Source organism: Kitasatospora sp. NPDC127067 (assembly GCF_042724755.1).
Taxonomy (GTDB): Bacteria; Actinomycetota; Actinomycetes; order Streptomycetales; family Streptomycetaceae; genus Kitasatospora; species Kitasatospora lactacystinica.
In genome coordinates, this window is record NZ_JBHXEM010000048.1 from 1 (window position 1) to 13,070 (window position 13,070).

13 protein-coding genes are annotated in these 13,070 nt (G+C 73.9%); 11 read left to right on the forward strand and 2 right to left on the reverse strand.

What is annotated here, in order from left to right; all coding sequences use genetic code 11:
- Positions 1 to 249: 249 nt before the first annotated feature.
- Positions 250 to 1,131: a DMT family transporter gene (locus tag ACFWJ4_RS20240; protein ID WP_380545715.1), complete on the reverse strand. Its 882-nt coding sequence runs from the start codon at positions 1,129 to 1,131 to the stop codon at positions 250 to 252.
- 277 nt (positions 1,132 to 1,408) lie between these two features.
- Between ACFWJ4_RS20240 and ACFWJ4_RS20245 the strand changes: the two genes are divergently transcribed.
- Positions 1,409 to 2,329, forward strand: coding sequence for a threonine/serine dehydratase (locus ACFWJ4_RS20245; RefSeq protein WP_380545716.1), 921 nt, complete (start codon positions 1,409 to 1,411; stop codon positions 2,327 to 2,329).
- A 268-nt stretch (positions 2,330 to 2,597) separates the two neighbouring features.
- Positions 2,598 to 4,259 carry an APC family permease gene (locus ACFWJ4_RS20250; RefSeq protein WP_380545718.1) on the forward strand — a complete coding sequence of 554 codons (1,662 nt, stop codon included), beginning with the start codon at positions 2,598 to 2,600 and terminating at the stop codon, positions 4,257 to 4,259.
- Positions 4,260 to 4,319: 60 nt separating this feature from the next.
- On the opposite strand, the gene ACFWJ4_RS20255 is transcribed toward ACFWJ4_RS20250, so the two are convergent.
- Positions 4,320 to 5,945 carry an FAD-dependent oxidoreductase gene (locus ACFWJ4_RS20255; RefSeq protein WP_380545720.1) on the reverse strand — a complete coding sequence of 542 codons (1,626 nt, stop codon included), beginning with the start codon at positions 5,943 to 5,945 and terminating at the stop codon, positions 4,320 to 4,322.
- Between the two features lie 303 nt (positions 5,946 to 6,248).
- Between ACFWJ4_RS20255 and ACFWJ4_RS20260 the strand changes: the two genes are divergently transcribed.
- From ACFWJ4_RS20260 to ACFWJ4_RS20300, 9 genes are all read left to right on the forward strand, one after another.
- Positions 6,249 to 7,424: a SchA/CurD-like domain-containing protein gene (locus ACFWJ4_RS20260; protein WP_380545722.1), complete on the forward strand. Its 1,176-nt coding sequence runs from the start codon at positions 6,249 to 6,251 to the stop codon at positions 7,422 to 7,424.
- A 27-nt stretch (positions 7,425 to 7,451) separates the two neighbouring features.
- Positions 7,452 to 7,877, forward strand: a complete 426-nt coding sequence (locus tag ACFWJ4_RS20265; RefSeq protein WP_359912324.1) for a cupin domain-containing protein — start codon at positions 7,452 to 7,454, stop codon at positions 7,875 to 7,877.
- Positions 7,874 to 9,130 carry a beta-ketoacyl-[acyl-carrier-protein] synthase family protein gene (locus ACFWJ4_RS20270; protein WP_380545723.1) on the forward strand — a complete coding sequence of 419 codons (1,257 nt, stop codon included), beginning with the start codon at positions 7,874 to 7,876 and terminating at the stop codon, positions 9,128 to 9,130. The genes ACFWJ4_RS20265 and ACFWJ4_RS20270 overlap by 4 nt, the downstream gene beginning before the upstream one ends.
- Positions 9,131 to 9,135: 5 nt before the next feature.
- Positions 9,136 to 10,374, forward strand: coding sequence for a beta-ketoacyl synthase N-terminal-like domain-containing protein (locus ACFWJ4_RS20275; protein WP_380545725.1), 1,239 nt, complete (start codon positions 9,136 to 9,138; stop codon positions 10,372 to 10,374).
- A 29-nt stretch (positions 10,375 to 10,403) separates the two neighbouring features.
- Positions 10,404 to 10,664, forward strand: a complete 261-nt coding sequence (locus ACFWJ4_RS20280) for an acyl carrier protein (protein ID WP_359912333.1) — start codon at positions 10,404 to 10,406, stop codon at positions 10,662 to 10,664.
- 1 nt (position 10,665) lies between these two features.
- Positions 10,666 to 11,121, forward strand: a complete 456-nt coding sequence (locus ACFWJ4_RS20285; protein WP_380545727.1) for an SRPBCC family protein — start codon at positions 10,666 to 10,668, stop codon at positions 11,119 to 11,121.
- The gene (locus ACFWJ4_RS20290) at positions 11,118 to 11,447 is read left to right on the forward strand and encodes a TcmI family type II polyketide cyclase (RefSeq protein ID WP_359912339.1); all 330 of its coding nucleotides are present in this window, start codon (positions 11,118 to 11,120) and stop codon (positions 11,445 to 11,447) included. The genes ACFWJ4_RS20285 and ACFWJ4_RS20290 overlap by 4 nt, the downstream gene beginning before the upstream one ends.
- 314 nt (positions 11,448 to 11,761) lie before the next feature.
- Entirely contained in the window at positions 11,762 to 12,253 is a 492-nt protein-coding gene (locus tag ACFWJ4_RS20295; protein WP_380545729.1) for a hypothetical protein, read from the forward strand.
- 109 nt (positions 12,254 to 12,362) lie between these two features.
- The gene (locus ACFWJ4_RS20300; protein ID WP_380545731.1) at positions 12,363 to 13,043 is read left to right on the forward strand and encodes a class F sortase; all 681 of its coding nucleotides are present in this window, start codon (positions 12,363 to 12,365) and stop codon (positions 13,041 to 13,043) included.
- Positions 13,044 to 13,070: the final 27 nt, after the last annotated feature.

Below are 13,070 nucleotides of genomic sequence, written 5' to 3' on the forward strand. Positions count from 1 at the left end.
CCCGCCGCCCCCCCCCCCCCCCCCCACCGCGCCCGGCGCCACCCCCCCGCAACGGGACCCCCCCCCCGACCGGCCGCGGGCCACCACGGCCCCGGCGGCGGTGGTGAGCAGGAGGACGGAGGCGGTCGCGGCGGCCACCCGGGCCGGGAGTGAGCTGTTCATGCGGACCACGACAGCACGCCGCCGGGCCCCCGGCGACCACAGAGCGCCCGCCCGGGTGGCCGCCCGCCCCGGCCACTCCCGCCCCGGCTACTCCCGCGCCAGCACGGCGATGGCCGCGAGCAGCAGCGCGGAGCCCGCCAGCAGGCCCGCCGTCAGCGGCTCGCCGAGGAACAGCACGCCGATCACCGCCGCGGTCGCGGGCTCCAGCAGGACCAGCACCGCGGCCGTGGTGCTGGGCACGGTGGTCAGGCCGGTGAAGTACCAGCGGTAGGCGAACAGGGTGGGCACCGTGCCGAGGAAGAGCAGCGCGGGCACGGTCACCACCGGGTCGCCACCGGTCGGCAGGAGGCCGTGGAGGCCCTGGACGGCCGCGAGCGGGAGCAGGCAGAGCAGGCCGGTGGTGAAGGCTCCGGTGCCGGCCCGGGCCGAGCCGCCGCTGCGGGCCCAGAGGGTGAGGCCGCTCTGGCCGGCGCCCGCGAGGACGGCCAGCGCGACGCCGAGGGCCGGGCGCGGGCCCGCCGCCGGGGCGGCCACCAGGAGGGCGAGGCCGGCCAGGGCCAACGCCACCGCGGCCGCCGCCCGACGGGTCAGCCGCTCGCCGAGCAGCAGGTGGGCGCCGAGGCTGGTGAACACCGGCCCGGCGCCGATGGTGATCAGGGTGCCCAGCCCGAGGCCCGCCCAGCGCACCGAGCCGAAGTAGGCGCACTGGCTGACCGCGAGGCCGAGCCCGGTCAGCGCCGCGGCGCGCCACCGGGCGGCGCCCCGGTCGGCGCGGGGCCCGCGGCTCGGCAGCAGGGCCAGGCAGAGCGCGGCGACGCCGAAGCGCCAGCAGGAGACGCCCACCGGGCCGAGCCCGCCGGTGCGCATCAGCAGCGCGGACACGGCGCCGCCCACGCCCCAGGCGACGGCGGCGGCGGAAATGGACAGGAGGCCGTGCCGGAAGGGCACGGCGGTGTACGAGGGGGTCATGCGTCGGTACTCCACGATGAGGTGCCGGTTCGGGTCCGCGGGGTACGCGGGCGGCAGTCATCGCCCCGGCCGCGGGCAGGTCCCGTCGGGCCGGAGTGGGTGGAGTGGGCCGCCCGCTAGCGGGCCGGCGGGGGGAGGATCACAAGACGCACGGGGCCACCCTACGCCGCCCGGCCGCGGTGTTCGCGATCTTTTCCTCGCCCACGAACGGGACGTACGGTCGACCGGGCCGGGGGCTCCCGGTGGAACGTCCCACTCGACGAAGGAGCGGTACACGATGGACCAGCTGACGTACGACGAGGTCGAGGCCGCCGGGAAGCGGATCGCCGGGCGGGTGCGCCCGGTGGCGGTGGCGCCGGGGGACGACGGCGGGCGGACCTGGCTGGCCCTGGAGTTCCTCCAGCACACCGGCAGCTTCAAGGCCCGCGGCGCGCAGAACTTCCTGCTCGCGCACGCCGAGGCGGGCACCCTCCCGGACAGCGGGGTGACCATCGCCTCGGGCGGCAACGCCGGACTGGCCTGCGCCTGGGCGGCCCGTGAACTCGGCGTCCGGGCAACGGTGTTCCTGCCCGAGACGGCCTCCCCGGTGAAGCTGGCGCGGCTGCGCTCGTACGGCGCCGAGGTGCGGTTGGCGGGCCGGGAGTACGCGGATGCGCTGAGCGCCTGCGAGGAGTTCGCGGCCGGCAGCGGGGCGCTGTCCTCGCACGCGTACGACCACCCGCTGATCGCCGCCGGCGCCGGGACGGTGCTGGCGGAGATGCGCGCCGGGGTGCCCGGGCTGGACACCGTGGTGCTGTCGGTCGGTGGCGGCGGGCTGTTCGCCGGGGTGGCGGTGGCGGCCCGTGAGCACGGCGTCCGGGTGCTCGCCGTGGAGCCGTCGGGCAGCCGCGCACTGAACGCCGCGCTGGAGGCGGGCCGCCCGGTGGACGTCCCGGTGGACTCCGTCGCCCAGGACGCGCTCGGGGCCCGCCGCGCCACCGTCCTCGCCGTGGACGCGGCCGCGCACGCGGGCGTCCGCTCGGTGCTGGTCGACGACGAGGCCATCGTGCGCGCCCGTCGGCAGCTCTGGGAGGACCGCCGGATCGCCGTCGAGTACGCGGCCGCCACGGCGCTCGCCGCCGTCGGCCTGGCCGAGGGCGAGCGGGTCGCCGTCCTGCTCTGCGGCGCCAACACCGACCCGTCCGATCTGGTGGATTAGCACCGCACCGCTGTACGGAGACCACTATTCCCATCATCGAAAGGACCGTCTATCATGCCGCCCCACTCGGCGCCGATCGAATTCCGAGTGGGTCGATCGAATACGTAAGAGATCGGGGACAATGACGCCCCCTACCTGCAGGGACGTCCAGAAAAGAATGTAAACATTCAGTAATGAAATCTGTGCAGGGGGCCCTGAAAAGTCCTAGTGTGTGGCAACTCTCATCGCTCCGCCCACCCCGGAGCCCCCACCCACAGAGAGATCGTTCATGGCTTCCCTCAACCAGATCTCGCCGCCCGACCAGGGCACCGACTCCTCCTCCGGGACTCCCCACCGCTCACTGCGCCGCCACGTCGGGCTCATCGGCCTCATGTGGGCCTCGGTCGGCTCGATCATCGGCTCCGGCTGGCTGTTCGGCGCGAAGGAGGGCGTGATGGCGGCCGGACCGGCCGCCGTCCTGTCCTGGGGCATCGGCACGGTCGCGATCGTGCTGCTCGCGCTCGTGCACGCCGAGCTCGGCAGCATGTTCCCGGTCTCGGGCGGCACCGCGCGGTACCCGCACTACGCCTTCGGCGGCCTGGCCGGCATGTCCTTCGGCTGGTTCTCCTGGCTGCAGGCGGCCACCGTCGCGCCGATCGAGGTCGAGGCGATGATCGGCTACGCCCGGCACTGGTCCTGGGCGGGCGGCCTGCTCAACGACAACAACACCCTCACCGCCAGCGGCTTCGCCGTCTCCACCGTGCTCATGGCGGTGTTCGTCGCGGTGAACTTCCTCGGGGTGCGCGTCCTGGCCCGCACCAACAACATCGCCACCTGGCTGAAGATCTTCGTCCCGCTGCTCACCATCTTCGTGCTGGCCGCGACCAACTTCCACGGCTCCAACTTCACCTCGCACGGCTTCGCGCCGTTCGGCGCCCAGGGCGTGCTGGCGGCGATCAGCACCAGCGGCATCATCTTCGCCCTGCTCGGCTTCGAGCAGGCCATCCAGCTCGCCGGTGAGAGCCGCAACCCCAAGCGCGACATCCCCCGCGCCGTGCTCGGCTCGGTCGCCATCGGCAGCCTGATCTACACCCTGCTCCAGGTCGTCTTCATCGGCGCGCTGCCCGTCAGCTCCTTCGCCAACGGCTGGGACAAGCTCGACTTCCCCGGCATCGACGGCCCCTTCGCGGGCCTCGCCACCGTGGTCGGCCTCGGCTGGCTGGCGTGGGTGCTCTACATGGACGCCGTGATCTCCCCCGGCGGCAGCGGCCTGATCTACACCACCTCGACCTCGCGCATCTCCTACGGCCTGAGCCGCAACGGCTACGCCCCGCAGAGGTTCGAGGAGCTCGACAAGAACGGCGTGCCGTGGTTCGGCCTGGTCATCGCCTTCGTCACCGGCGTGATCTGCTTCCTGCCGTTCCCGAGCTGGCAGGAGCTGGTCGGCTTCATCACGTCCGCCAGCGTGCTGATGTACGCCGGCGCCCCGCTGGCCTTCGGCGCGATGCGCCGCCGCCTGCCCGCGCACGAGCGCCCCTACCGGCTGCCGGCGGGCCAGCTGATCTCCCCGGCCGCGTTCGTGGTCTCCAGCCTGATCATCTACTGGTCCGGCTGGCACACCCTCTCGCGCCTGGGCATCGCGATCGTGCTCGGCTACGTCCTGCTCGGCAGCTACGCCGCGTACGCGATCAAGAAGGGCCTGCCGAACGCGCCCCGGCTGAGCTGGAAGTCCGCCCAGTGGCTGCCGCCCTACCTGGTGGGCCTCGGCCTGATCTCCTGGCAGGGCAGCTTCGGGGACGGCACCGGCAACATCCCGATGTGGGCCGACATGGCCCTGGTGTCGGCGTTCTCGCTGGTCATCTACTACTGGGCGATCCGGGTGGCGCTGCCGACCGAGGCGATCGAGCAGGAGATCGCCGACGTCGAGGTGGTCGACGAGGGCGGCCACTGACCGCCGACGACCGCCAGGAAGGGCCCGCCGGCCGTGCGACCGGCGGGCCCTTCCGCGTCCTCAGAGGCTCAGCACCGTCCGCAGCGCCGTGACGAGCTCGGCCTCCGCGTCCTGCGCCGGGCCGGGCGAGCGCCAGGCGACGAAGCCGTCCGGGCGGACCAGCACCGCTCCCCCCGGGCCGATGCCGTGCAGCGCGGCGAAGTCCGCCCCCGGCTCCGGCGCCAGGTCGTCCTCGGCGCCGTCGCCGATCCGGAAGCCGTCCAGCGGGACGGCCAGCCGGTCGGCCGCCCGCCTGCCGCCCGCCTGCCAGGCCCCGCCCTCGGGACCGGTGAGCAGCACCATCGCCTGCTCGTACAGGTCCAGCGTGGAGAGCTTCACGCCCGCGCGCCGCAGCCACTGGTGCGGGGCCCGGCTGCCCGGTTCGCCCGCCGACTCGAACTGCTCGGGGACCACCGGCCCGGACCGGTCCGCGCCGATCACCGCACCCACCGGGTAGCGGTAGCCGAGCGCCACCGCCAGCACCCCGGCCTGCCGGCCCACGCCCGGCGCCACCGCGTAACCCGGGTGGCTGTGCTCGGCGGACCGGGCCGAGGCCCGCTCGCCGGTCACCCGGGCCACCGGGAGGCGCTCCTGCCCGTACGTCTCCAGCAGCCGCGGCCCGGCCCAGCCGCACAGCACCGCGGCGACCTTCCAGGCCAGGTTGTGGGCGTCCTGGATGCCGGTGTTGGAACCGAAGGCCCCGGTCGGGGACATCTCGTGGGCGGAGTCCCCGGCGAGGAAGACCCGCCCGGCGCCGTACCGCTCGGCCACCCGCTCGGCGGCGTGCCAGGGAGCCCGGCCGGTGACCTCGACGTCCAGCTCCGGCAGGCCGACGGCGGTGCGGATGTGCCGCTCGCAGCGCTCGTCGGTGAAGGCCTCCAGCGGCTCGCCGTGCTCGGGGTGCCAGGGCGCGTGGAAGACCCACTCCTCCTGGTTGTCCACCGGCAGCAGCGCGCCGTCCGCCTCCGGGTTGGTCAGGTAGCAGGCGATGAAGTGCCGGTCGCCTACCACCTCGGCCAGCCGCTTGGCCCGGAAGGTGATGCTGACGTTGTGGAACAGCTCGCCCTTGCCGGACCGGCCAATGCCCAGGCTCTCCCGGACCGGGCTGCGCGGGCCGTCCGCGGCGATCAGGAAGTCCGAGCGCACCACCCGCTCCTCGCCGCTCTCCCGGCTGCGCAGCACCGAGGTGACGCCGTCCGCGTCCTGCTCGAAGGAGATCAGCTCGGTGCCGAACCGCAGGGCGCCGCCCAGCTCGCGGGCCGCCCGCCGCAGCACCGGCTCCAGGTCGTTCTGGCTGCACAGGCACCAGGAGCTGGGGCTGAAGCGGGCCAGCCGGCCGCCCGGGTCGATCTCCCGGAACAGCCACTCCTGCTCGGCGCCGGTCAGCGAGGGCGCCTGGAGGATGCCGTGGTTGGGGGCCAGGATCGAGGCCGCCTCGCGGATCGCCGGCTCGATCCCGGCCACCCGGAACAGCTCCATGGTCCGCACGTTGTTGCCGCGCCCTCGCGGGTGGTGCGAGGTGTCGGCGTGCTTCTCGACCAGCAGGTGCCGGACCCCGAGCCTGCCGAGGAAGAGTGAGGCCGACAGCCCGACCAGCGAGCCGCCCACGATCAGGACCGGCACCCGGTCGTCAACCTTCGGATTCATCGATTGCTCCGCCCTGTCAGGGGATTCCGCGGCCCGGCCACTGGGCTCGGCGCCGACCTCGGCGGGCCCGCTCAGCCGGGGCCCCGCTCTTCCATCCCCCGCCGGAGGCGGCCCGTGCCGCCCCTTCGCCCGGATGGCCCGCAAATCTCGCGCCGCGCCCGGTGCGCCGCCCACGATCGACCTCAGGCCTGGCGCCGACTCGCCCGGCCGAACCGCCGTCGCACCGCCCTCCCAGGCCGGGGAGCACCCGCCGGGCACGGCCGACACGGCCCGCAGCGTGCGGCCCAGAGCAGAAAGTGGATCATGACAACTCTGTCCGAACCCCAGCCGAAGCAGCAGGACGAGGCCGACACCCGGCTGCGAGTGGTGCTGATGCTGGAGATCCAGGACGGCGCCCAGCAGCGCTTCCTCGACGTGTACGAGCAGCTGCGCCACCAGGTGGCCTCGGTCGCCGGCCACGTCAGCGACCAGCTGTGCCAGTCGATCAACGACCCGCGCCAGTGGCTGATCACCAGCGAATGGAAGGACCAGGAGACCTTCCTGGAGTGGGTGGACAGCCCGGCCCACCGGGAGATGGTCAAGCCGATGCACGGCTGCGTCAGCGACAACTTCCGCTCGCTGCGCTACGCCGTGCTGCGCGAGACCTCCGCCGCCGGCTCCACCGGCACCCGGGCACCGATGGAGGTGCCGCCCGGGCTGCCGCGCACCACCCCGGCCGGGCACGTCGGCCCGCCCAAGGCCCCGCCGGGCCCGGACGGCGTGGTCCGCCACGCGCTGACCTTCACCGTCAAGCCCGGCAGCGAGCCCGAGGTGGCCCGCATCCTCTCCGGCTACGCCTCCCCCCGGGCCGAGGTCGACGAGCACACCCGGCTGCGCCGCACCTCGCTGTTCATGCTCGGCAACCGGGTGGTCCGCGCCGTCGAGGTGATCGGCAACCTCGGCGACGCGCTGCGCCACGTGGCGATGCAGCCCGAGGTGCGGGCCGTCGAGGAGGCGCTGAACCCGCACCTGGAGGAGGCCCGGCAGCTGGGCGACCCGCAGGCCGCCCGGGCGTTCTTCGCCAGGGCCGCGCTGCCCGCCCGGCACCAGGCGATCGCCAGCTCCCCCGCCTCCGCCCGGCTGCACCGGCACGCCGTGCTCTACCCGGTCCGTCCGGGCCGCGGACAGGACGTGGCCGAGCTGCTGGCCGAGCACGACAACCTGGCCACCGCCGACCCGACCGGGCCGGTCGCGGCCGCCACCGTCTTCCACCGGGAGGACGTGGTGGTGCGCCTGGTCGACCTGCGGGTGCCGGCCGAGGCCGACCCGGCCGCCGCCCTCGGCGTGGCCGACGACCGGCAGGCCGCCGTGCTCGCCGGGCTGCTGGACCTCGGACCGCAGGGCGACCTGCGCACCGCCACCGGGCTCGGCGCCTTCCTCGCCGCCCGCGCCATGAACCCGGTCACCGACCGCAGTTCCGCCGACCCGATCAACAACTGACGCTCCGTCACTTCACGGGAGAACTCCATGACCACCCAGTCCCCACGGATCGTCAGCGTCCACGACGCGCCGGAGAACCGCCGCCACGGCGCCGAGCTGCGCACCATGCTCACCCCGACCAGCTGCGGCGCGACCAGCGGCTTCATGGGCCTGGCGATCGTCAAGCCCGGCGAGCGGATCCGCGAGCACTACCACCCGTACTCCGAGGAGTTCGTGTTCGTCGTCTGCGGCGACCTGGAGGTGGACCTGGACGGCGAGCCCCATCCGCTCAAGCCGGACCACGGCCTGATGATCCCGATCAACATGCGCCACCGCTTCCGCAACGTCGGCGACACCGAGGCCCGGATGGTCTTCCACCTCGGCCCGCTCGCCCCGCGCCCCGACCTCGGCCACGTGAGCACCGAGGGGACCGCGGCGTCCGGACCGCCGGAACACGCCAAGGTGGGCTCGTGACCCGGCGCGTCGCCGTCACCGGGATCGGTGTGGTCGCCCCCGGCGGGGTCGGCGTCCCGGCGTTCTGGGACCTGCTGACGGCCGGCCGCACCGCGACCCGGGGCATCACGCTCTTCGACCCCACCGGGTTCCGCTCCCGGATCGCCGCCGAGGTCGACTTCGACCCGGCGGCCCACGGACTGGGCCCGGCGGACGTCCAACGGGCCGACCGCTACGTGCAGTTCGCGATGGTCGCGGCCGACGAGGCGCTCGCCGACGCCGGCCTGGACCTGGCCGCCGAGGATCCGTGGCGGATCGCCGTCTCGCTCGGCACCGCCGTCGGCGGCACCACCCGGTTGGAGCACGACTACGCCCTGGTGAGCGCGGCCGGAGCCCGCTGGGACGTGGACCCCGGGCAGGCCGAGCCGCAGCTGCACCGGGCCTTCGCGCCCAGCACCCTGGCCTCCGCGGTGGCCGAGCGGACCGGCGCACACGGCCCGGTGCAGACCGTCTCCACCGGCTGCACCTCCGGCCTGGACGCGATCGGCTACGGCTTCCAGGCGGTCGAGGAGGGACGCGCCGACATCTGCATCGCCGGCGCCTCCGACTCCCCGATCTCGCCGATCACCGTCGCCTGCTTCGACGCCATCAAGGCCACCAGCGAGCGCAACGACGACCCGGAGCACGCCTCCCGTCCCTTCGACGCCGGCCGGGACGGCTTCGTGCTCGGCGAGGGCGGCGCCGTCCTGGTACTGGAGGAGCTGGAGCACGCCCGCCGCCGCGGCGCCCGGATCTACGGCGAGATCGGCGGCTTCGCCACCTTCGGCAACGCCTACCACATGACCGGCCTCACCAAGGAGGGGCTGGAGATGTCCCGGGCGATCGACCACGCGCTCGTCCACGCCCGGGTGGACCGCACCGAGGTGGACTACGTCAACGCGCACGGCTCTGGCACCAAGCAGAACGACCGGCACGAGACCGCCGCGGTCAAGCGCTCGCTGGGCGCGCACGCCTTCAGGACGCCGATGAGCTCGATCAAGTCGATGGTCGGGCACTCGCTCGGCGCGATCGGCGCCATCGAGGTCGTCGCCTGCACCCTGGCGCTCGCCCACGGCGTCGTGCCGCCGACCGCCAACTACGAGACTCCGGACCCGGAGTGCGACCTCGACTACGTGCCGCGCACCGCGCGCGAGCTGCCGCTGAGCCACATCCTCTCGGTCGGCAGCGGATTCGGCGGATTCCAGTCCGCCGTCGTGCTCAACAGAACGGGGTGAGTTCCATGACGTCACGTCAGCAGGGCCGCCGGGCGGTGGTCACCGGCCTCGGCGTGGTGGCACCGAACGGAGTCGGGGCCGACGCCTTCTGGAAGGCCACCAGGCAGGGCGTGAGCGTCCTCGACCGGATATCCCGCGAGGGCTGCACCGGGCTTCCGCTCCGGATCGCGGGCCAGGTGAACGGGTTCGATCCGCAGTCGGCGATCGACAACCGCTTCCTGGTGCAGACCGACCGTTTCACGCACTACGCGATGGCCGCCGCCGACCTCGCGGTGGCGGACGCCGGGTTCCGACCCGACCCGGAACAGCCCTTCGCGATCGGCGTGGTGACCGCGGCCGGCTCCGGCGGCGGCGAGTTCGGCCAGCGCGAACTCCAGCAACTCTGGGGCCAGGGGCCGAAGTTCGTCGGCCCTTACCAGTCCATCGCCTGGTTCTACGCGGCCAGCACCGGACAGATCTCGATCCGCGGAGGCTACAAGGGCCCCTGCGGAGTGGTCGCCAGCGACGAGGCCGGCGGGCTGGACGCCCTCGCACACGCCGTCCGCGCGATCGAGCGCGGCACCGACGCGGTGGTGGCCGGCGCCGCCGAGGCCCCGCTGGCGCCGTACTCGATGGTCTGCCAGCTCGGCTACCCCGAACTCAGCCTGGCCGAGCGGGCCGAGCTGGCGTACCTGCCGTTCACCGCGCAGGCCTGCGGCTTCGCCCCCGCCGAGGGCGGCGCGATGCTGCTGCTGGAGGACGAACAGGCGGCCCGCCTGCGCGGCGCCCGCGTCCGGGCAGTGCTGGCCGGGCACGGCGCCACCTTCACCGGCGCCTCCCGCTGGGCGGAGTCCCGGGAGGGGCTGGCGGCCGCCATCCGGATCGCGCTGGACGAGGCCCGGATCGCGCCCGAGGAGATCGACGTGGTCTTCGCGGACGCCCTGGGGGTGCCGGCCGCCGACCGGGCGGAGGCCCTGGCGCTGGCCGACGCCCTCGGCCCGGTCGCCGAGCGCGTCCCGGTCACCGCACCCAAGACCGGTACGGGGCGGGCCTATTGCGGCGCCCCGCTGCTCGACGTGACCGCCGCCGTGCTGGCCATGGAGGACGGCGTGCTGCCGCCCACCCCCAACGTCACCGAGGTCTGCCACGACCTCGCCCTGGTGACCGGCCGCGCCCGCCCGGCCGAGCTGAACACCGCCCTGGTGCTCAGCCGCGGGCTGATGGGCTCCAACTCCGCGCTGGTCGTCCGGCACGTGCGGCCCTGAACCACCCACACCTTCGAAGGGACACCCCTGTGAGCAACACCCTCAGTTATCCGGAACTCGCCGAGCTGCTCAAGGCCCGGGCGGGCGTCGCCGTCGACCCGGGCGACCTGGCGCGGCCGGGCGCGGAGTTCGACACCTTCGGCGTCGACTCGCTCGGCCTGCTCGGCGTGGTCGGCGAGCTGGAGAACCGGCACGGCCTCAAGGTCACCTCGGGCGCCGAATCGGCCAAGACCCCGGCCGAGTTCCTGGAGCTGATCAACTCCTCCCTCGCCACGAAGGCTGGTGCCTGAGATGCCCGGACACACCGACAACGAGATCGTCATCGCCGCTCCGCTCGACCTGGTCTGGGAGATGACCAACGACCTGGAGAACTGGCCGCAGCTGTTCAGCGAGTACGCCTCGGTGGAGGTGCTGGACCGGCAGGACAGCCTCGTCCGGTTCCGGCTCACCATGCACCCCGACGAGAACGGCCAGGTGTGGAGCTGGGTCTCCGAGCGGGAGACCGACCGGGACGCGCTCTCGGTGCGCGCCCGCCGGGTCGAACCCGGCCCGTTCGAGTTCATGGAGATCCGCTGGGAGTACGCCGAGGTGCCGGCCGGCACCAGGATGCGCTGGATCCAGGACTTCGCGATGAAGCCGACCGCCCCGGTCGACGACGCCGGCATGACCGGCCACATCAACCGGAACTCGAAGATCCAGATGCAGCTGATCCGGGAGAAGGCCGAGAAGCGGGCGGCGGAGCTGTGACCGGCGTCCACCGGGCACTGATCGTCGCCCGGATGAAGCCCGAGGCCGCACCGGACATCGCCGAGGTGTTCGCCGAGTCCGACCAGGGCGAGCTGCCGCACCTGATCGGCGTCACCGGCCGCAGCCTCTTCCAGTTCGGCGACGTCTACCTGCATCTGATCGAGGCCGACCGCCCGCCGGGCCCGGCCGTCGCCAAGGTCGTCGGGCACCCGGACTTCCGGACCGTCAGCGACCGCCTGACCGCCTACGTGCAGGCGTACGACCCGGCCACCTGGCGGGAGCCGAAGGACGCGATGGCGCGGGAGTTCTACCGCTGGGACCGCTGACCCGGCGCCTCCCCGATGGGCCCGCCCCCGGCCGTGTGCCGGGGGCGGGCCCACGCGTGCCCGGCCGCAGCGCCCCGGATCGGATCGGCCCGTCCCGGATCCGCCTGTCCCGGATTCACCCGGATCGCCCGGCCGTACGGGTGAACACTCCCGGGACTCCACCCGAAGGGCGCACGCTGCGTACCGGCGCTGCCACACTCCGGTGGCAGTCGGCCGCACGGTGGATGACCGTGGATCAGGCGCAACCCCCGCGAGTCCCCTTGCCCGGCACCGTGCCGGCAGCCGCGGTCCTGCGCGCCGGAAGGATCATCCTCATGCGTTCTGCACGCACACTGCTCGCCGGGGCGGCCGTCGCCGCCGTGATCACCGTCGGTACCCCCATGGCCTTCGCCGACGGTGCCGCCGACCAGGGCAAGAACCTGACCTGGCAGGAGAAGCAGGACAAGTCCGAGAAGACCTCCGACAACTCCAAGGCCACCGACGACAAGAAGGGCGGTGCCGCCTCCGAGGAGCACAAGGGCGCCGACGAGCGCAAGGGCACCGACGAGTACAAGGGCAATGACGAACACAAGGGCACCGACGAGTACAAGGGCAATGACGAACACAAGGGCAGCGACGAGCACAAGGGCACCGAAGCCAAGGACGAGGACCACAAGACCCCGCACGGCGGCGTGCACACCGGCGGCGGCGGTCTCGCGCTGTCCGGCAGCGGGCTCGCCTCCGGCGCGGTGCTGCTGCTCGGCGGCCTCGGGGCGGGCGCGTACGCCCTGCGCCGCGGCCGCCGTACCACCGGCGCGGTCGCCTGACGCCTAACGCCGGGCACCCTGCTTCCGCCGCCTCCGGGCGCCTCCCCGCGCGGGGCGGGCGCACCGGGGGCGGTGGGCCGTCGTGGAACAGGTCGAGCGGAGGACAGGAATGACGGGCGGTCCCGCCTCTGGAACACCCCGGCTGCTGCGCGCGGGGATGGGCGCGGCAGCGGTCGGGCTGCTGCTGATCTACAACTCGGTGGACACCGGCGCGGACTCCGGCACGGAGGACGGCCGGCCCGCTCCCCCGGCGGCCGCCGCGCCGACCGTCCCCGGACCCGCGGGCGCCGCGGACGCGGACGCGGCGCCGCAGACGCCGGCGCTCAAACGCGCCAAGCCGACCCGGCTGCGGATCCCGCAGATCGCCGTGGACGCGCCGTTCACCGAACTGGCCGTCAACCCGGCCGGCCAGCTCGACGCGCCACCGCCGGACGACAAGAACCTGGTGGGCTGGTACCGGGACGGCGTCACCCCGGGGGAGCGCGGCAGCGCGGTCCTGGCCGGGCACGTGGACACCGCCAAGGGCCCGGCGGTGTTCCTGCTGCTGAGCTTCCTGCTGCCGGGCAACAAGGTCGAGGTGAGCCGCGCGGACGGGACGGTCGCGGTGTTCTCGGTCGACTCGGTGGAGACCTTCGCCAAGAACGCCTTCCCCGACGCCAAGGTGTACGGCAGGACCCCGGACGCCCAGCTCCGGCTGATCACCTGCGGCGGCACCTACGACAAGAAGCGGCGGGACTACCTCGACAACGTCGTGGTCTTCGCCCACCTGGAGTCCTCGCACCCGGGCTGACCCACCCCGGTCCGCCCCGATTCGCCC

Excerpts from the sequence above, each read along its gene's own strand:
- ACFWJ4_RS20240 (WP_380545715.1), bottom strand. The coding sequence starts at position 1,131 with ATGACCCCCTCGTACACCGCCGTGCCCTTCCGGCACGGCCTCCTGTCC.
- ACFWJ4_RS20245 (WP_380545716.1), top strand. The coding sequence starts at position 1,409 with ATGGACCAGCTGACGTACGACGAGGTCGAGGCCGCCGGGAAGCGGATC.
- ACFWJ4_RS20250 (WP_380545718.1), top strand. The coding sequence starts at position 2,598 with ATGGCTTCCCTCAACCAGATCTCGCCGCCCGACCAGGGCACCGACTCC.
- ACFWJ4_RS20255 (WP_380545720.1), bottom strand. The coding sequence starts at position 5,945 with ATGAATCCGAAGGTTGACGACCGGGTGCCGGTCCTGATCGTGGGCGGC.
- ACFWJ4_RS20260 (WP_380545722.1), top strand. The coding sequence starts at position 6,249 with ATGACAACTCTGTCCGAACCCCAGCCGAAGCAGCAGGACGAGGCCGAC.
- ACFWJ4_RS20265 (WP_359912324.1), top strand. The coding sequence starts at position 7,452 with ATGACCACCCAGTCCCCACGGATCGTCAGCGTCCACGACGCGCCGGAG.
- ACFWJ4_RS20275 (WP_380545725.1), top strand. The coding sequence starts at position 9,136 with ATGACGTCACGTCAGCAGGGCCGCCGGGCGGTGGTCACCGGCCTCGGC.
- ACFWJ4_RS20285 (WP_380545727.1), top strand. The coding sequence starts at position 10,666 with ATGCCCGGACACACCGACAACGAGATCGTCATCGCCGCTCCGCTCGAC.
- ACFWJ4_RS20295 (WP_380545729.1), top strand. The coding sequence starts at position 11,762 with ATGCGTTCTGCACGCACACTGCTCGCCGGGGCGGCCGTCGCCGCCGTG.
- ACFWJ4_RS20300 (WP_380545731.1), top strand. The coding sequence starts at position 12,363 with ATGACGGGCGGTCCCGCCTCTGGAACACCCCGGCTGCTGCGCGCGGGG.